Annotated in this window: 17 protein-coding genes; 13 read left to right on the forward strand and 4 right to left on the reverse strand. The window is 42.8% G+C overall.

The window, feature by feature from the left end:
- Positions 1 to 28: 28 nt before the first annotated feature.
- The 3 genes from IRQ78_RS06555 to IRQ78_RS06565 all read right to left on the reverse strand — a co-directional run bounded on the left by IRQ78_RS06555 (position 29) and on the right by IRQ78_RS06565 (position 3,432).
- Complete coding sequence (locus IRQ78_RS06555; protein ID WP_054551662.1) at positions 29 to 505, reverse strand: FKBP-type peptidyl-prolyl cis-trans isomerase; 477 nt, start codon at positions 503 to 505, stop codon at positions 29 to 31.
- Positions 502 to 2,904: a Lon protease family protein gene (locus IRQ78_RS06560; protein WP_054551663.1), complete on the reverse strand. Its 2,403-nt coding sequence runs from the start codon at positions 2,902 to 2,904 to the stop codon at positions 502 to 504. Before IRQ78_RS06560 ends, IRQ78_RS06555 begins: the two co-directional genes overlap by 4 nt.
- 69 nt (positions 2,905 to 2,973) lie before the next feature.
- A complete protein-coding gene (locus IRQ78_RS06565; RefSeq protein ID WP_194441637.1) occupies positions 2,974 to 3,432 on the reverse strand; it encodes a zinc ribbon-containing protein in 459 nt (152 codons plus the stop codon).
- A 186-nt stretch (positions 3,433 to 3,618) separates the two neighbouring features.
- Here IRQ78_RS06565 and leuS point away from each other — a divergent pair, with 186 nt between their 5' ends.
- The 13 genes from leuS (at position 3,619) to lipA (ending at position 16,328) form a co-directional block, all read left to right on the forward strand.
- Entirely contained in the window at positions 3,619 to 6,207 is a 2,589-nt protein-coding gene (gene leuS / locus IRQ78_RS06570) for a leucine--tRNA ligase (protein WP_194441638.1), read from the forward strand.
- A gap of 1 nt (position 6,208) precedes the next feature.
- Positions 6,209 to 6,697, forward strand: a complete 489-nt coding sequence (locus IRQ78_RS06575) for an LPS-assembly lipoprotein LptE (protein WP_055196911.1) — start codon at positions 6,209 to 6,211, stop codon at positions 6,695 to 6,697.
- Complete coding sequence (gene holA / locus IRQ78_RS06580) at positions 6,697 to 7,737, forward strand: DNA polymerase III subunit delta (RefSeq protein WP_194441639.1); 1,041 nt, start codon at positions 6,697 to 6,699, stop codon at positions 7,735 to 7,737. The genes IRQ78_RS06575 and holA overlap by 1 nt, the downstream gene beginning before the upstream one ends.
- 12 nt (positions 7,738 to 7,749) lie before the next feature.
- Positions 7,750 to 8,385, forward strand: coding sequence for a nicotinate-nucleotide adenylyltransferase (gene nadD, locus IRQ78_RS06585; RefSeq protein ID WP_194441732.1), 636 nt, complete (start codon positions 7,750 to 7,752; stop codon positions 8,383 to 8,385).
- A gap of 56 nt (positions 8,386 to 8,441) precedes the next feature.
- The gene (gene rsfS / locus IRQ78_RS06590) at positions 8,442 to 8,759 is read left to right on the forward strand and encodes a ribosome silencing factor (protein ID WP_054551669.1); all 318 of its coding nucleotides are present in this window, start codon (positions 8,442 to 8,444) and stop codon (positions 8,757 to 8,759) included.
- Between the two features lie 27 nt (positions 8,760 to 8,786).
- A complete protein-coding gene (rlmH, locus tag IRQ78_RS06595) occupies positions 8,787 to 9,257 on the forward strand; it encodes a 23S rRNA (pseudouridine(1915)-N(3))-methyltransferase RlmH (RefSeq protein WP_036967350.1) in 471 nt (156 codons plus the stop codon).
- 8 nt (positions 9,258 to 9,265) lie between these two features.
- A complete protein-coding gene (gene mrdA, locus IRQ78_RS06600; protein ID WP_138602636.1) occupies positions 9,266 to 11,146 on the forward strand; it encodes a penicillin-binding protein 2 in 1,881 nt (626 codons plus the stop codon).
- Positions 11,143 to 12,249 carry a rod shape-determining protein RodA gene (gene rodA, locus IRQ78_RS06605; RefSeq protein WP_054551671.1) on the forward strand — a complete coding sequence of 369 codons (1,107 nt, stop codon included), beginning with the start codon at positions 11,143 to 11,145 and terminating at the stop codon, positions 12,247 to 12,249. Before mrdA ends, rodA begins: the two co-directional genes overlap by 4 nt.
- Positions 12,249 to 13,016 (forward strand): septal ring lytic transglycosylase RlpA family protein, encoded by a 768-nt coding sequence (locus IRQ78_RS06610; protein ID WP_194441640.1) that lies wholly within the window; start codon positions 12,249 to 12,251, stop codon positions 13,014 to 13,016. The genes rodA and IRQ78_RS06610 overlap by 1 nt, the downstream gene beginning before the upstream one ends.
- Before the next feature lie 54 nt (positions 13,017 to 13,070).
- Positions 13,071 to 14,231, forward strand: a complete 1,161-nt coding sequence (locus tag IRQ78_RS06615; RefSeq protein ID WP_054551673.1) for a serine hydrolase — start codon at positions 13,071 to 13,073, stop codon at positions 14,229 to 14,231.
- A gap of 183 nt (positions 14,232 to 14,414) precedes the next feature.
- The gene (gene ybeD, locus IRQ78_RS06620; RefSeq protein ID WP_194441641.1) at positions 14,415 to 14,693 is read left to right on the forward strand and encodes a DUF493 family protein YbeD; all 279 of its coding nucleotides are present in this window, start codon (positions 14,415 to 14,417) and stop codon (positions 14,691 to 14,693) included.
- Between the two features lie 19 nt (positions 14,694 to 14,712).
- Entirely contained in the window at positions 14,713 to 15,366 is a 654-nt protein-coding gene (gene lipB, locus IRQ78_RS06625) for a lipoyl(octanoyl) transferase LipB (protein WP_082389180.1), read from the forward strand.
- Positions 15,363 to 16,328, forward strand: coding sequence for a lipoyl synthase (gene lipA, locus IRQ78_RS06630; protein ID WP_054551675.1), 966 nt, complete (start codon positions 15,363 to 15,365; stop codon positions 16,326 to 16,328). The genes lipB and lipA overlap by 4 nt, the downstream gene beginning before the upstream one ends.
- Before the next feature lie 57 nt (positions 16,329 to 16,385).
- Here the strand turns inward: lipA and IRQ78_RS06635 are convergent, their stop codons facing one another.
- Positions 16,386 to 16,979: a TetR/AcrR family transcriptional regulator gene (locus IRQ78_RS06635; protein WP_062564346.1), complete on the reverse strand. Its 594-nt coding sequence runs from the start codon at positions 16,977 to 16,979 to the stop codon at positions 16,386 to 16,388.
- Positions 16,980 to 17,006: the final 27 nt, after the last annotated feature.

A 17,006-nucleotide genomic window follows, 5' to 3' on the forward strand; every position in this document is an offset into this window, starting at 1 on the left:
AAGGCTTCATAATGAAGCCTTTTTACATTTAAGATTCTATCTTTATCAACTCTACATCAAATATAAGTAGCGAGCCTGCAGGAATGCTGCCGACGCGTTTACGGCCGTAAGCAAGCTGAGGCGGGATATAAAAGGTAAATTTATCTCCTTCGCTCATGAGTTGTAAGCCTTCGGTCCAGCCTGCAATGACTTGGTTTAAACCAAAGCTAATTGGTGAGTTTCTTACCACTGAACTGTCAAAAACACTGCCATCCATAAGCGTACCGTGATAGTGAACCTTTACTTTACTGGTTGCACTTGGCTTTGTGTCATTACCAGAACTTTGCTCAATTTTGTATTGCAGCCCAGATGCGGTTTCATGAATATCGTCGGCTTTACTATTATTCGCTAAAAAGTCCGCGGCGAGTTTTTCATTTTCAAGGGCTTGTAGCTTCGCTTTTTTACTATTTTTAAAGATTAAAAAACAAAAAATACCAATGATCAGTAAAAGTATTAAATTAATCATTCTGCGTCCTTCTCATCGTCATTGTCGCCATTTACGATATCTGCAATATTGGCAAGCCTTGCTAAGGCTAGCGCGTTAATAGAGCCTTCAGGGTAACCTTCTGCGGTCATTTCACCAGCGTCTTTATCCATTAATAAGCTCAGAGCTTGATCAACCGTTTCAACGGCATAAATATTAAAGCGCCCTTTTTCAACGGCATCGAGTACTTCGTCATCAAGCACTAAATTAACTTGGTTTGATTTAGGAATAATCACCCCTTGCTCACCGGTTAAGCCTCGCATTTTGCAAAGTTTGAAGAAGCCTTCTATTTTCTCGTTTACGCCACCAATTGATTGCACATCACCATGCTGGTTAATTGACCCTGTCAGTGCAATAGATTGGCTAATAGGTAAGTTCGTAATGGCTGATATAAGCGCGCACAGCTCTGCTAATGAGGCGCTATCACCGTCGATGTAGCCATAGCTTTGCTCTATTGCGATATTGGCACTGAGCGTTAGGCTAAATTGCTGAGCATACTTATTACCTAAGTAACCGGTTAACAGCATCACCCCTTTTGAGTGAATGGCTTTACCCAGCTCGGCTTCACGTTCAACGTCAATTACGCCATCTGCACCTGCGTATACAGTGGCTGTTATGCGTGCAGGTGTACCAAATGAGGTATCGCCAATATGCAGCACAGTTAAGCCATTTACTTTGCCCACTGCGTGACCTTCGGTTGCAATTAAAATTTGCCCCTCTTTGATATCACTCAGCATGGTTTCTGAAATTTGCCCTGTGCGGTATTGCTTACCAACAATGGCTTCATCTATGTGATGAGCATCAATCACTGTTTGGCCATCTTGTTTGGCATAAAAACTGGCTTCTGCCACTAACTCTAATACATCAGCAAAACGAGCTGAGAGTTTGTTATGGTGCTCAGCTTGGCGATAACTAAACTTTAGTAATCTTGCCATTGCAGCTTCATTTACGGTGCAATTAAGTGTTTGCTGACAATATTCAGTCACCTTGGTAATGAACTGATATTGCAGTTTATCGCTACTTGGTAAGTAATAATCAAAGTCAGCAAGTACACGGAATAACTCTGCAAACTCTTCGTCATATTCACCAATGGTGTAATAAAGGTCGCGAGAGCCTAGCAGCACTATTTTTACATCAAGAGGAATAAGCTGCGGACGTAACGTAAAGCTACTTCCCACAGAGCTGTCTTGATAGGGTAAGTCGTTTTTGATTTGATGCGTTTTTAGAGAAAGCTTAAGGCCATCCCACACTTGTGGGTTCGCCATGACTTTTTCAGCATCCATAATCAAATAGCCACCATTAGCACGGTGCAGTGCACCTGGCTGAATTGAACGGTAACTGGTGATAAGCGAGCCTTGTGAGGTCGCATATTCAATTTTGCCGAAAATATTGCCAAAGGTCGGGTTTGGCTCATACACCACAGGGGCTGCATCGCCCTCTTTGTATTCGACTAGAATATTTGGCGCAAAGAAGTCTGTGAGCATCCCTTTACGGTCAAAGTCTTCTTTATTTTCGTCGTTTTCATCATCGTCGAGCCATTCAAGTACCGCATCAATGATTTCTTCACGAATATCTTTTAAATAACGCAACACACCGATGTGCGTCGCGTATTTATGTTCAAGGGCTTTAATGAGTGGCTTAGTGGCAAGCTCAGCAGTTGATTTTTTAAGGTTACGCAGTTTTTCAGATGACTCTCGCTTCCAACGAGGAAGCTCAATTAATGCTTCGATTAACGCATCTTCAAGCTTTTCGATAACCTCATAAAATTCGATACGCAGTGGCTCATCAAGGGCTGAAAATTCACTGTCGCTCAGTTGTTTACCATTCACTAAAGGCGCAAATCCCACAACACCATTTTCTTCAATCAGTGCCACACTTTGCTCAAGTGCTGCAATTTCAACAGCAGTAATTGCCGCATCGTAAGTATCGGTAAACTCACGGTCGATTGACTTTTTCTTGCGTTGATAACCTGGGTTATCAAAAGCCGCTGGGAATGTATCGAGTACTTCGTCGATAAATGAATCTATATCGTCAGCTAACTGCTTTGATTGGCCTGCTTGCATAAATAACGCGATTGGCTCGCGGTGGTCATCATAGTTGTTAACATACAACCACTCATTAGGCGTTGGGCGGTCTTTTGAATGGGCTGTGAGTTTGTCTTTTACTAAGGTGTAACGACCATGAGCCGCTTCACCCATGACATAAACATTGTAACCCGGTAATTCCATTCCAAGTGAAAAGTCAAGGGCACTTTGTGCACGTTGCTGACCAATAAATGGCAACGCTTCTGGATATGGGTTTTGCATACAAGTCGCAACATGACTTGCTGCAATCTCAGGTGCTAACGCAGAAACAGGTAGTGGGATTAGTTTTTTTGTCATTCTAACTTCTTATTTCCCAGTCTTGACTGGGCATTATAGGTAACGCCCAGCACAAGCCTGCGTCACTGATTAAGGTTGTAATGCCTTACGGCGAAAATAAATACCGCCACATTCAGTACAAGGAGTAATTTGCGTAGCATGGTAAACATCGTAACTATGCTGACAATTTTTACATACTAATGTGCCCATGGCTATCCATTCTCCCTCTTGATAAACACCATTATGTTGAAAATCTTGATTTAAGGCTTGCCATTCGAGCTGGGTTTTATCTTCAATGTGCGATAACTCGTACCAAAGCGACTCTTTAAGCTCGAGCCATGCGAGTGAATCATAGTGACTGTCGTTTTCTTTAATGTGGTCGATATCGCGTTGTAGATAGTCACGATACTGATTGAGCTTTTCTTGTCCTAAGTCTTTAAGTGCTTGCTCTGATTCAACAAATTTTTCCATTGCATCTTTTATCTCATGATCTTTTACATCTTTGAGCCATGCACTTAAATCGCTAAGCCAAGATTTATAATCTGCCATCGTTTACTCCTTCAAAAATGATGAAAAATCAACCGTTATTCTAGTTGAGTATAGGTTAACCTGCCCTGAAAATATATTTCCTTGGAAAAATAACAAAAGCGCCTATTTGCCGCTGTGATTAGCATGTATTTTGGGTTATCCTTATCGACAATTTTTTATTAATTTGCAAGAAGTCTGGAATCGTAGATGCAAGAGCAATATAACCCGCAAGACATTGAGTCAAAAGTACAAGCCTATTGGGAAGAAAACCAAGTATTTAAAGTCACTGAAGATGAGAGCAAAGAAAAGTATTACTGCCTATCGATGTTCCCATACCCAAGCGGCCGACTCCACATGGGTCACGTTCGTAACTACACCATTGGTGACGTAGTATCACGCTTCCAACGCTTGCAAGGCAAAAACGTAATGCAACCTATGGGTTGGGATGCGTTTGGTCTACCAGCTGAAAATGCGGCAATCAAAAACAACACGGCCCCTGCTAAGTGGACTTACGAAAACATCGATTACATGCGTAACCAGTTAAAGCAACTAGGCTTTGGTTATGATTGGGATCGTGAAATCGCGACATGTCACCCAGAATACTACAAGTGGGAACAATGGTTCTTCACTAAGCTTTATGAAAAAGGCTTAGTTTACAAAAAGATGTCAACAGTTAACTGGGATCCAGTTGACCAAACTGTACTCGCTAACGAACAAGTTATTGATGGTCGTGGTTGGCGTTCAGGTGCCATTGTTGAGCAAAAAGAAATTCCACAATGGTTCATCAAAATCACTGATTACGCACAAGAGCTACTAGACGATTTAGATAAACTTGATCACTGGCCTGAGCAAGTTAAAACCATGCAGCGCAACTGGATTGGTCGTTCAGAAGGCTTAGAAATTGAATTTAAGCGTGCTGATAACGAAGATACATTCAGTGTTTATACAACGCGCCCAGATACCTTCATGGGTGTGACGTACGTAGCAGTTGCTGCCGGTCACCCAATTGCACAAGAAGCTGCTAAAAACAGCGACGCTGTAGCTATGTTTGTTGATGAGTGTAAAAACACGAAAATCGCAGAAGCAGACATGGCGACCATGGACAAAAAAGGCATTGCAACAGGCTTTTATGCAATTCACCCATTAACAGGTAAGCAAGTACCAATTTGGGTCGCTAACTTCGTATTAATGGATTACGGCTCAGGCGCTGTTATGGCTGTTCCTGCGCACGACCAACGTGACTACGAGTTTGCAACAGCGTATGGCCTTGAGATTGCTCAAGTTATCGCGCCAGCTGCAGGTTCTGAAGAAACGGTTGATTTAGACAACCAAGCATTCACTGAAAAAGGCGTGTTAGTTAACTCGGGTGAGTTCGATGGCCTTGAATTTGAAGCAGCGTTTAATGCCGTTGCAGACAAACTAGAAGCGCTGGGTGTAGGTGAGCGTAAAGTTAATTTCCGTCTACGTGACTGGGGTGTTAGCCGTCAGCGTTACTGGGGCTCTCCAATCCCAATGCTTAGCGACGAAAATGGTGATGAGCTTGCAGCAACAGAAGACATGCTTCCGGTTCGCTTACCAGAAGACGTAGTAATGAATGGTGTGACTTCACCAATCAAAGCTGATCCTGAGTGGGCTAAAACAACGGTAAATGGCGCGCCTGCATTCCACGAAACAGATACCTTCGATACCTTCATGGAATCGTCTTGGTACTACGCTCGTTACTGTAGCCCACGTTTTGACGAAGGCATGATCGAGCCAGGCGCTGCCAATTACTGGTTACCAGTAAACCAATACATTGGTGGTATTGAGCATGCAATCTTGCACTTACTTTACTCGCGTTTCTTCCACAAACTATTACGTGACTTTGGTTTAGTAAACTCAGATGAGCCATTTGAGCGCTTATTATGTCAAGGCATGGTACTAGCTGATACTTTCTATCGTAAAGATGAGAAAGGCGGTGATATCTGGATTTCACCAACAGACGTTCAAACTGAAACAGACGACAAAGGTCGTGTTGTTAAAGCGTGGCACAAAGAAGATGGCGAGCCGGTATTCTCTGCGGGCATGAGCAAAATGTCGAAATCGAAAAACAACGGTATCGACCCACAGCAAGTTATCGCCCAGTACGGTGCAGATACAGTGCGTTTATTCATGATGTTCACTGCACCACCAGAGCAAACTCTTGAATGGTCTGATTCAGGTGTTGAAGGTGCAATGCGTTTCTTAAAACGTATTTGGAAATACGCTGTTGATGTTGAAACAGTAGGTTATCAAGCGCTTGATAAATCAGCATTAAACAACGACCAAAAAGTTCTTCGTCGTGAACTTCATAAAGCAATTGCAAAAGTGACTGATGACGTTGAACGTCGTCAAACGTTCAACACTGCAATCGCTGCAATCATGGAAATTTCGAACAAGTTACTTAAAGCTCCACTTGCTGATAAACAAGATGTGGCAATTGCTAACGAAGCACTTGAAGCATTACTTATCATGCTTGCGCCTATCACACCGCACATGTGTCACCAGTTATGGCAAGACCTTGGCAAAGAAGGCGACATCTTAGATGCAGCATGGCCAACAGTTGATGAGTCAGCACTTGTTGAAGATGAGAAGCTAATCATTGTACAAGTTAACGGTAAGCTACGTGCTAAGTTAACAGTGCCTGCAGATGCAACCAAAGAGCAAGTTGAAGCATTAGCATTTGCTGAAGAAAACGTGACTAAGTTCACTGAAGGCGCGACTATCCGTAAAGTAATTTACGTACCTGGCAAACTACTTAACGTGGTTGCTAACTAAGATGGCAGCGCTTCAAGCACTGAAAAACGGACTAGCCCTTGCGCTAGTCTGTTTACTGCTGACAAGTTGTGGCTTTCACTTAAAGAAAGCCTCTAACTTGCCTGACGACTTGAAAGTAATCACCCTTGTTGGTGATGATGAAAAGTCAGCCTTATTCGAATTAGTCGAAAAAGAACTGATTGCGAGTAAAGTTGAGCTTAACCAAGTTGGTAAACATCCTGAGTTAAAGATTCATAAAGACCGCTTAGAGCGTCAAATTCTGTCATTGTTTGATAATGGTCAGGTTGCTGAATATGAACTTGCCTACAGCGTAAGCTATACACTGAAGCGCCCTGGACAAAAAGCGATTAATCAAAGCTTTGAATTGTATCGTAACTACCAAGACGACCCAGACAATGCCCTTGCAAAAGCAAAAGAGCTTGATTTGCTATTAGGCGAAATTCGTAAGCAAGCGAGTCGTCGTATTGTTCGTGAGTTATCACAACTGTAATGCGTTGTTATGCAAACCAGCTTCCTAGCCAGTTAAAAAAAGGCCTCGCGCCTTTTTACATGGTGTTTGGTGAAGAGCCTTATCAAATTGCGCAGTGCATCATGCAAATTCGCCAAGCAGCTAAACAGCAAGGCTTTGACGAGGTAATCAAATTTACCTTAATGCCGGGTTTTGATTGGCAAGAAATTGTTGCTCAATACCAAAGTATGTCACTGTTCAGCGCTCGTACCCTCATTGAGTTTGATTTAAACGAGCAAAAACCAGGTTCGCAAGGCAGCCAAATCTTTAAGCAGCTTGTTGAGCTTGCTAACCCCGATACTATTTTGGTTTTAAAAGGTGCCAAAGCCAGCCAAGATATTCAACGCAGTGCTTGGTTTAAAGCCCTCGATAAGCAAGGCTTATTTGTTCCTTGTTACCCATTAACAGGTAATCACCTGAGCCGCTGGTTAGATGAGCAATGCTACCGTTTAAACTTAAACCTTCATAACAACGCGAAACAAAGCTTAATTGATGCCACTGAAGGAAATTTACTTGCCTGTCATCAAGAGTTAGAAAAACTGTCTTTGCTTTATGGTAGTGAGCTAATTGACCAACAAGCTGTGATGCAAGGGCTACTAAATCAGTCAAAATTTGATATTTTTGATTTGAGTGATGCTTTATTAAATGGCCACGCCGAACAAGCAGTTAAAGTAATGACTAAGCTGGCTGCCGATAACACTGAAGCCATGAGTATTTTTTGGGCCATCAATAAAGAAGCAGCTAACTTACTGGCAATGCAACACGGGCGCTTGAATGGTGCCAATATGGCTGATTTATACAAAAAGTATAATATTTGGAAAAACCAACAAGCTGTTGTACAACAGGCCTTAAACCGCTTGAACATCCAAGTACTCGAACAAATTATCAAACAATTAGCTCAGTTTGATGCCGCATATAAACAAGGCAACCTTGTAGCCCCCTACCAAGCATTAATGCAAATATGCTTAGTGTTTTGCCAACCTGTGGCGATACCTTTACCTTGCCACCCGGTCTTTAACTAAGAGTAACAATTGATGATTGCTATTTTTGGTGGCACCTTTGATCCAATTCACTTAGGTCATATTAATATGGCCCAGCAGTGTGTTCAGCAGTGCCAACTCGATACCCTTTACTTCATGCCTTGTGCTATTCCTGCTCACAAAGCCAAGCCAGGAATAAGTGATGAGCATCGTATAAACATGCTAAAACTTGCGATTGACGACAATCCGCATTTTGCCATCGATTACCGTGAGCTAAACCGAGAAGGTGCGTCTTATTCTTTGCTGAGTTTAGAAGAGCTTCGTGCAGAAAACCCAGCCGAGCCGATTATGTTTTTAATCGGCATGGACTCATTCAATAGCCTAGATAAATGGTTTAAATGGCAAGAAGTTGTCAAACTTTGTCATATTGTGGTGTACCAGCGTCCGGGGCAGCACTGCCAAGTATCTGGTGAACTTGCAGCTTATAAAGAGAATGCCGTAACAGAGCAACTTAGCCAGCTACAACAAGCCCCTGCAGGTAAGTTATTCTTTTTAAATGGCTTACAAGTTAATGCCGCCTCAAGCGAAATAAGAAAAAAGCTGCATTTAAATAATGATATAGCGGAACTTTTACCTACCAATGTAAGTCACTATATTGCGCAGCATCATCTTTACCAAACAGATGAATAAATACTGCCTGCGTGATAAAATAACAAATTAAGATTATTTATTTTTGAGAAAACACTTTGGATTCTAAACAACTACTCGCATTTGCCCTTGATAAAGTCGACGATATGAAAGCCCGTGATGTGGTACAGCTTGATGTTCGTGGTAAGTCTGACATTACTGATTACATGTTAGTGTGCTCAGGTAACTCTAAACGCCATGTACAATCTATTGCTGATCATGTTGCTAAAGAAGCACGCCATGCTGGTGAAGAACCTCTCGGTTACGAAGGCCAAAACGAAGGTGAATGGGTGCTTGTAGACCTAGGTGATGTGGTTGTGCATGTTATGCAAGACCAAACTCGCGACTTCTATGATCTAGAGAAACTTTGGGGCTAACCCTTAGCAAGGACATAGGTAACCATTTTGAAAATACAATTGATTGCTGTTGGCACCAAAATGCCAGCATGGGTTGAAACCGGATTCACAGAATATCAACGTCGCTTCCCGCGTGATATGCCTCTTGAGCTAATTGAAATCCCCGCAGGTAAACGTGGTAAAAATGCGGATATCAAACGTATTTTACAACTTGAAGGCGAAAAGACCCTAGCTGCGATCCCTAAAGGTAACCGCATTGTAACGCTAGAGGTGACGGGTAAACCAATGGATACCCATCAGCTGGCAAAAAGTATGGAAAAGTGGCAGCTTGATGGTCGCGATGTTAGCTTATTGATTGGTGGACCTGAAGGCTTAGCACCTGAGTGTATTGCAGCGTCTGAGCAAAAGTGGTCATTATCAAACCTGACACTACCGCACCCGCTAGTGCGCATCATTGTTGCAGAAAGCCTATACCGAGGCTGGAGCTTGAATAACAACCACCCTTATCATCGCGAGTAGTAAAGCCAATGCGAAAACACAGACCCACGATTCGAGACCACTCGGCTGAAGCAAACTTGTTTGCTCGCCGAGCATTTGTGGGTTTTGTGTTTGTTACACTGTTAATTGGTGTGTTGTTATCTAACCTATACAACATCCAAGTTATCGAACATCAAGATTATCAAACACGTTCGAACGATAACCGCATCAAAGTTATTCCAATTGCCCCTAACCGTGGGCTTATTTACGACAGAAATGGCGTATTACTGGCTGAAAACAAACCAGTTTATAATTTAGAAGTAATACCCGAGGAAGTTGATAACCTTGAAGAGGCACTGAGCGAAGTTGAAAAAGTTATTAAAATAACTGAGCAACAAAAAGCTGACTTTCTAGATGACATTAAGCACAATCGCCGCTTTAAAAGCCAAGTATTAAAAGCCCGTTTAGACGAAACCGAAGTTGCAAAGTTCTCGGTTAATCAGCATAAGTTTCCTGGCTTTAGTATCGAAGCGCGTTTAGCTCGCTATTACCCTTATGGTGATACCCTTACCCATGCCCTAGGTTATGTTGCCAAACTCAACAAAAAAGAACTCACCAAACTGGAAGCAGAAGACCAAGCAACGAACTACCGTGCAACGCACGACATTGGTAAGCTGGGTATCGAAAAGTATTACGAAGAACTTCTTCATGGTGTGGTTGGTTCGCAGCGCGTTGAAGTGAATAACCGTGGCCGAGTTATCCGCACTTTAAGCCTCACGCCACCTGAGCCTGGTCACGACTTAGTACTTACTTTGGATATTGGCCTGCAACAAATTGCTCAACATGCCTTAAAAGATATGCGTGGTGCCATTGTAGTGCTTGATGCTAAAGATGGCGGCGTTTTAGCACTTTACTCCAACCCAAGTTATGACCCGAATTTATTTGTCCATGGTATCAGCAGCACAGATTACAAAAAGTTGTTAAACCCAGACCGACCGCTAATTAACCGAACCACGCAAGGCCGTTATGCACCTGCCTCAACGGTTAAGCCTCATATGTCAATTCTTGCCCTTGAAGAAGGACTGGTAACCGAGCAAACACAAATTTGGGATCCGGGCTTTTTCCAAATTCCTAACGTGGAGCACAAATGGCGAGACTGGAAACGTTGGGGCCATGGTCATGTTGATGTTTATCGTGCTATTGAAGAGTCATGCGATACCTATTTTTACGATGTTGCTTACCGTTTAGGGATCACCAAAATCAGCGACTTTATGACGCAGTTTGGCTTTGGCGAACTCTCTGGAATCGATATTCATGAAGAAACATCTGCCATTATGCCATCGCGAGAATGGAAAGAAGCCCGCTTTAGAGAATCATGGTGGCGCGGCGACACCATTTCAGTGGGTATCGGGCAAGGTTATTGGACCGCAACACCGATGCAAATAGCTAATGCAACCAACATCTTAGTGAACCGTGGACTCGATCATCCTCCGCACCTTGTACAAGTCGCTAAAAAAGAAAACGAAGTAACGCAAATTAATAATGATGAAAAGCCACCTGTAGTATTAAAAAATCCTCATCATTGGCAAATTGCGCTAGATGCGATGCACAACACCGTACATAAAGTCACAGGTACGGCGCATAAAGCTTTTAAAGGGGCGAATTACGACCCAGCTGGTAAAACAGGTACTGCTCAGGTTGTGAGTATTGCTCAAGGTGAGCGTTACGACGCAAAATCACTTAAAGAGCGCCAACGTGATAACGCTATCTATGTTGGTTTTGCACCCTATAACGATCCACAAATTGTGGTCTCTGTGGTGGTTGAAAACACCGGTGGTGGTAGTACAGTTGGTGCGCCTATTGCGCGTCAATTAATGGATTACTACTTTTCAGCGAACCCGATTCAAATAGCCCAAAGTGACGCGCCATGATCCCATTAAATAAAAAACGCTCAATTTGGCAGCGCCTACACCTCGATTTACCACTCCTTATCGCCCTTATGACGATGATGGTAGCCAGCCTTGCTATCGTTTACAGCGCTAGCGGCCAAGACTCTGCAATGATGATACGCCACGCAACACGTATGTTTGGCGCTATCCTAGGTATGTTTATACTCGCCCAGTTTTCGCCTAACACATTAAAGAGTATGGTTATTCCGCTCTACTGCGTGGGGCTTTTAATGCTGGTTGGGGTGTTGTTATTTGGGGTTAGTTCAAAAGGTGCACAGCGTTGGCTTGATTTAGGAGTGACCCGCTTCCAGCCGTCAGAGTTAATGAAAATAGCCGTGCCAATGATGGTTGCATGGTATATCGGGCGTAACCATTTACCGCCAAGAATCATTCATTTAATTATTGGCTTTGCGATTGTAATGGTGCCAACCATTTTAATTAAAGAACAACCCGACTTAGGCACCTCTATTTTGATTGCCAGTTCAGGGATATTTGTATTGTTTTTATCTGGGCTAAGTTGGCGTCTTATTGGCTTTTTATCTGCTACTGTTGGTTTGGCAGCATGGCCGTTTTGGCATTACGTAATGCTTGATTATCAAAAACAACGGGTACTGACCTTTTTAGATCCTGAAAGCGACCCGCTTGGCTCGGGTTACCACATTATTCAATCGAAAATTGCGATAGGTTCTGGCGGCATTGAAGGTAAAGGCTGGCTACAAGGCACCCAATCACAATTAGAGTTTTTACCTGAGCGTCATACCGATTTTATCTTTTCTGTACTGAGCGAAGAGTTTGGCCTGTTTGGGGTTTGTTTATTACTTTGTATGTACTTGTTTATTATTGGCCGTGGCTTATATATTGCGGTCAATGCGCAAGATGCGTTTGGTAAACTGCTTGCTGGCGCATTAACACTGACCTTCTTTGTTTATGTATTTGTAAATATTGGCATGGTTTCGGGCTTACTGCCTGTAGTAGGTGTTCCGTTACCTCTAATAAGCTATGGTGGCACCTCAATGGTGACCTTGATGGCCGGATTTGGCATTATCATGTCTATCGCCACCGATAAAAGGATGCTTTTAAAATAATGACACAGCGAGTCAATTACTTACTTATAACGTTATTTTCTGTGCTGCTAGCAGCATGTAGCTCTTCATCTCAGCAAGGCCGTTATGCTATGGAGCATGATGCAGCCCCGCTTCGAAAACCAACCGAACTTGAAATGCAAGATGCCATAGTCACCCCGGTTGTTAAAAGTGCAAGCGCTAGTCGCCCTTACGAAGTCCGTGGTAAACGCTACACGCCGATGTTAGATGAAACTGGCTACTCTGAAGAAGGCATTGCTTCGTGGTATGGTCGAAAGTTTCACAATTATCACACCTCAAACGGCGAAGTGTACGATATGTTTGCGATGACAGCAGCTCATAAAACGCTGCCGCTACCGAGCTTTGCCAGAGTAACAAATTTAGATAACGGAAAATCAGTAATTGTTCGCGTAAACGACCGAGGCCCATTTCATGATGACCGGATAATCGATTTATCTTATTCTGCGGCCTATAAATTAGGTTATTACCGACAAGGTACAGCCCGTGTTAAGGTTGAGGCTGTTACCCTTGCAAATTCTGCCCCTCGTTTAAGCTACATTCAGGTTGCAGCGGGAAGTACTCTTGCTAATGTTGAAGCGCTCGCGTTTCAACTTCGTCAGCAATATCATGTGCCAACAAACATTGTTGAAAAAGATGGAATCTATCGGTTACGTCTTGGTCCAATAAAAGATGCCGCAGAAGCACAAGCAGTTTTAGAAAAGCTAAAACAAAACCAATTTCAGAACGCGTTCTTGCTTTACAGTGAGTAAGACCTTTAGAATAGGTCAACGCAACATGTTTAACTTTAACCATTAATGAGTACGATGAAATCTATAAAATATAAAATCTTAAGTGGCGTTTGTGGCCTTGTTTGCACTGCTAGCGTATTTTCTGCAACAGCCCAAATTATCCCTGCCCCACCTCAAGTTAATGCGAAAGGTTATTTCTTGGTTGATTTCACCACAGGTAAAGTGATTGCCGAAGGCGAAGCAGATACAAAATTAGCACCGGCTAGTTTAACCAAAATGATGACCAGTTATGTAATTGGTACTGAAATCAAAGCAGGTAATATTGCACCAACTGATATGGTTACCGTCAGTGAAAAAGCCTGGGCAAAGAATTTCCCTGAATCATCAAAAATGTTTATCGAAGTCGGTAAGCAGATCAGCGTTGATGACTTAAACCACGGTATCATTATTCAATCGGGTAACGATGCCTGTGTAGCCATGGCTGAACACATTGCTGGTAGCGAAAGCGCATTTGCTGATTTAATGAATGCCCACGCTGAAAAACTTGGCATGACTAACAGCCACTTCGTAAATAGCCATGGTTTAGATACTAACGAACACTTCACGACACCACGTGATATGGCAACTTTAGGTGCTGCACTTATTCGCGATGTACCAGATGAGTACGAAGTATACGCGAAAAAATCATTCACTTTTAACGGCATCAAGCAATACAACCGTAACTCATTGTTATGGGATGAAAGCATGAACGTTGACGGTATTAAAACTGGCCATACATCAGAAGCGGGTTATAGCTTAGTAACTTCTGCAACTAAAGATGATATGCGTTTAATCGCGGTAGTAATGGGCACAGAAAGCGAACGTGCTCGTAAAGTTGAAAGCAAAAAACTATTGAACTACGGTTTCCGCTTTTTCGAAACAATCACGCCATATAAAGCAGGCGACAGCTTTGCTGAGCAACGTATTTGGATGGGTAACAAAGAAAACGTATCGTTAGGTATCTTAGAAGACACACCTATTACGATTCCACGTGGTCAGCGTAAAAACTTAAAAGCGAACTTCGAACTTGATAAAACATTAGAAGCACCGCTTGCTAAAGGCACTAAAGTAGGCACGCTATTCTTACAGCTTGAAGGTGAAGAAATTGCACAATATCCACTAGTTACACTTGAAGAAGTGGAAGAAGGCAGCTTCTTTAGCAAGATCTACGATTACCTACGTTTACAAATTCAGTAATCTGGTCATAAAGTTTATAAACGCCTTGCACCGCAAGGCGTTTTTTTTTGTCTGAAAAATGATAGAATGCGCCCCATATCAGTCGCGCTGGGTCGAGTGCGTCGTAATCTAAGTTTGCTTAACGCCAAGAAATGGCAGAGAACACCTCTATTAAGCACACTCACTGTTTGAGGAGTCACCGTCGTGGTTCAACCTGTAAAAAATACTAAGTTTGACGAGTATTTAGATTTCCCATGCCCATTCACATTTAAAATCATGGGCTTAGCTAACGTAAATCTAACAGATCAGATCCTAGAAAAGCTGCAACCAATTGCACCTGGCGATTATACGCCAAAGGTAAAACCAAGCAGCAAAGGTAATTACGAATCTGTAACGCTTGTCGCAACCGTTACAAGTAAAGAGCACATTGAAGAAATTTATAACGTGATCAGCAACATCGATGACGTACGTCACATGCTATAGGCCGATTACGGAGTAACTCGTGAGCGAAAGAGAATTAATCGTTCGTCAATTAGGTCGTCAGCGTTACATGCCAATTTGGCAAAAAATGCAATCTTTTACCGACACCCGTGATGAGCACACAGCAGATGAAATTTGGCTTGTAGAGCATGAGCCTGTATTTACGCAAGGCCAAGCAGGCAAAGCTGAGCACTTATTAAATACCGGTGATATCGAAGTGATCCAAGTGGATCGTGGTGGTCAAGTTACCTATCACGGACCAGGCCAACAAATGATGTATGTGCTATTCAACTTACGTCGTTTAAACATTGGTGTAAGGGAGCTAGTAACCTGGCTTGAAGAGTGCATTATTGATACGTTAAAAGACTACGACATTGATGCCTACGCGAAAGCGGACGCACCCGGTGTTTACGTTAACGACAGCAAAGTTGCCTCATTAGGCCTTCGCGTTCGCCGCGGTTGCTCTTTCCACGGTTTAGCACTAAATGTAAGTATGGATCTAAGTCCATTCTTACGTATTAATCCATGCGGCTATGCTGGTATGAACATGGTGCAAACTACCGATCTTAACGGTCCGCAAAACCTCGAGCAAGCAGGTGCAGGGCTTGTAAAACACATGATTAAAAAGCTTAATGCTACTGTGGTTAAGCACACTGAAGGGTTTGAAAACGAATGAATAAACCAGTCAAAATGGAACCAGGCGTAAAACTGCGTGATGCAGAAAAAATGGCTCTGATCCCAGTTAAAGTTTTACCGACTGAAAAAAATGAAATGCTGCGTAAGCCAGAGTGGCTAAAAATTCGCTTACCAAAATCAACTGAACGTATTGATGGTATTAAACAAGCGATGCGTAAACATGGTTTACACTCAGTGTGTGAAGAGGCTTCGTGCCCTAACCTATCTGAATGTTTCAACCATGGTACCGCGACTTTCATGATCTTAGGTGCTATTTGTACTCGTCGTTGTCCGTTCTGTGATGTTGCCCATGGCCGTCCATTAAAGCCAGACGCAGCTGAGCCAGAAAAGCTAGCGCTGACTATTAAAGACATGAAGCTAAGCTATGTTGTAATCACGTCAGTAGACCGTGATGATTTACGTGATGGTGGTGCACAGCACTTTGCTGACTGTATTCGTGAAATTCGTAAGCACAACCCAGAAATCACGATTGAAATTCTAGTACCTGACTTCCGTGGTCGTATGGACAGAGCCCTTGATATCTTAATCGAGACGCCGCCAGATGTATTTAACCACAACCTAGAAACAGCACCGCGTTTATACAAATTAGCGCGTCCAGGTGCTGACTATAAATGGTCACTTGAGTTGTTACGCCGCTTTAAAGAAGCACATCCAGATGTGAAAACTAAATCTGGTTTGATGGTAGGTTTAGGTGAAGAAATTAGCGAAATCGAAGAAGTATTACGTGATTTACGCGAGCATAACGTTGATATGCTAACGGTAGGTCAATACCTACAACCTTCTAAGCACCACTTACCGGTTAAACGCTATGTGCCGCCAGCAGAGTTTGATGCTTTAAAAGATTATGCAGACGAAATTGGCTTTACACATGCGGCCTGTGGTCCATTTGTTCGCTCAAGCTACCATGCTGACCAACAAGCAGCTGGTAAAGAAGTGAAGTAATACTTTTACAACTATTTAAAAGCCCGCATTAAGCGGGCTTTTTTATGTTCCAAAATATCAGCGCCCATAACGCGCTAAGAACATTTTTACAGTTTCGCTTATTACTTTGTTATCGGAGTCGCCTTCTTGGCGCTCAAAGCCATACAGCAACGGATAGAAGATCAGCGACTTTAACTGATACACAAACTGTTTTGCTGCAAACTCAACATCATCAATCGTTAAAACCTGTGCTTGCACACCTGCTTCTAAAAACGCCACCAGATCTTGCATACAGCCCATGTTATTACTGGCTAATGATTTTGCTAAATCAGGCTGCTGTAACATCTGCATGAAAGCGACTTTCGCTACTTTTAAAAACTCTTCAGAGGTCAAAAGTGCCACTTCTTGTTCAGCAATGCGTGTTAACTGCTGTGCAATTGGCACAGCGGCATCAAATACAACCGCTTGCTCTTGGCGGACTTTTTCAAACATAAACACTAGAATTGCTTGAAACAACACATCTTTATTTTCAAAGTGATTGTAGACGGTACGTTTTGAGGCACCCGCTAAGCTTGCAACCTGATCCATACTTGTATGCTCAACGCCCTGCTGAAAAAACAATGTTTCAGCTGCATTCAAAATATCTAATCGTTTTCTCTGTGATAATTTCATGGACCCCTCCGATAAGGGTTACTAGTG

The sequence above is a fragment of the Pseudoalteromonas simplex genome, from assembly GCF_015278155.1.
Taxonomy (GTDB): domain Bacteria; phylum Pseudomonadota; class Gammaproteobacteria; order Enterobacterales; family Alteromonadaceae; genus Pseudoalteromonas; species Pseudoalteromonas simplex.

What these genes read in the sequence shown, in the direction of transcription:
- IRQ78_RS06555 (WP_054551662.1), bottom strand. Translation starts at nt 505, where the DNA reads ATGATTAATTTAATACTTTTACTGATCATTGGTATTTTTTGTTTTTTA.
- IRQ78_RS06560 (WP_054551663.1), bottom strand. Translation starts at nt 2,904, where the DNA reads ATGACAAAAAAACTAATCCCACTACCTGTTTCTGCGTTAGCACCTGAG.
- IRQ78_RS06565 (WP_194441637.1), bottom strand. Translation starts at nt 3,432, where the DNA reads ATGGCAGATTATAAATCTTGGCTTAGCGATTTAAGTGCATGGCTCAAA.
- leuS (WP_194441638.1), top strand. Translation starts at nt 3,619, where the DNA reads ATGCAAGAGCAATATAACCCGCAAGACATTGAGTCAAAAGTACAAGCC.
- IRQ78_RS06575 (WP_055196911.1), top strand. Translation starts at nt 6,209, where the DNA reads ATGGCAGCGCTTCAAGCACTGAAAAACGGACTAGCCCTTGCGCTAGTC.
- holA (WP_194441639.1), top strand. Translation starts at nt 6,697, where the DNA reads ATGCGTTGTTATGCAAACCAGCTTCCTAGCCAGTTAAAAAAAGGCCTC.
- nadD (WP_194441732.1), top strand. Translation starts at nt 7,750, where the DNA reads ATGATTGCTATTTTTGGTGGCACCTTTGATCCAATTCACTTAGGTCAT.
- mrdA (WP_138602636.1), top strand. Translation starts at nt 9,266, where the DNA reads ATGCGAAAACACAGACCCACGATTCGAGACCACTCGGCTGAAGCAAAC.
- rodA (WP_054551671.1), top strand. Translation starts at nt 11,143, where the DNA reads ATGATCCCATTAAATAAAAAACGCTCAATTTGGCAGCGCCTACACCTC.
- IRQ78_RS06610 (WP_194441640.1), top strand. Translation starts at nt 12,249, where the DNA reads ATGACACAGCGAGTCAATTACTTACTTATAACGTTATTTTCTGTGCTG.
- IRQ78_RS06615 (WP_054551673.1), top strand. Translation starts at nt 13,071, where the DNA reads ATGAAATCTATAAAATATAAAATCTTAAGTGGCGTTTGTGGCCTTGTT.
- lipA (WP_054551675.1), top strand. Translation starts at nt 15,363, where the DNA reads ATGAATAAACCAGTCAAAATGGAACCAGGCGTAAAACTGCGTGATGCA.
- IRQ78_RS06635 (WP_062564346.1), bottom strand. Translation starts at nt 16,979, where the DNA reads ATGAAATTATCACAGAGAAAACGATTAGATATTTTGAATGCAGCTGAA.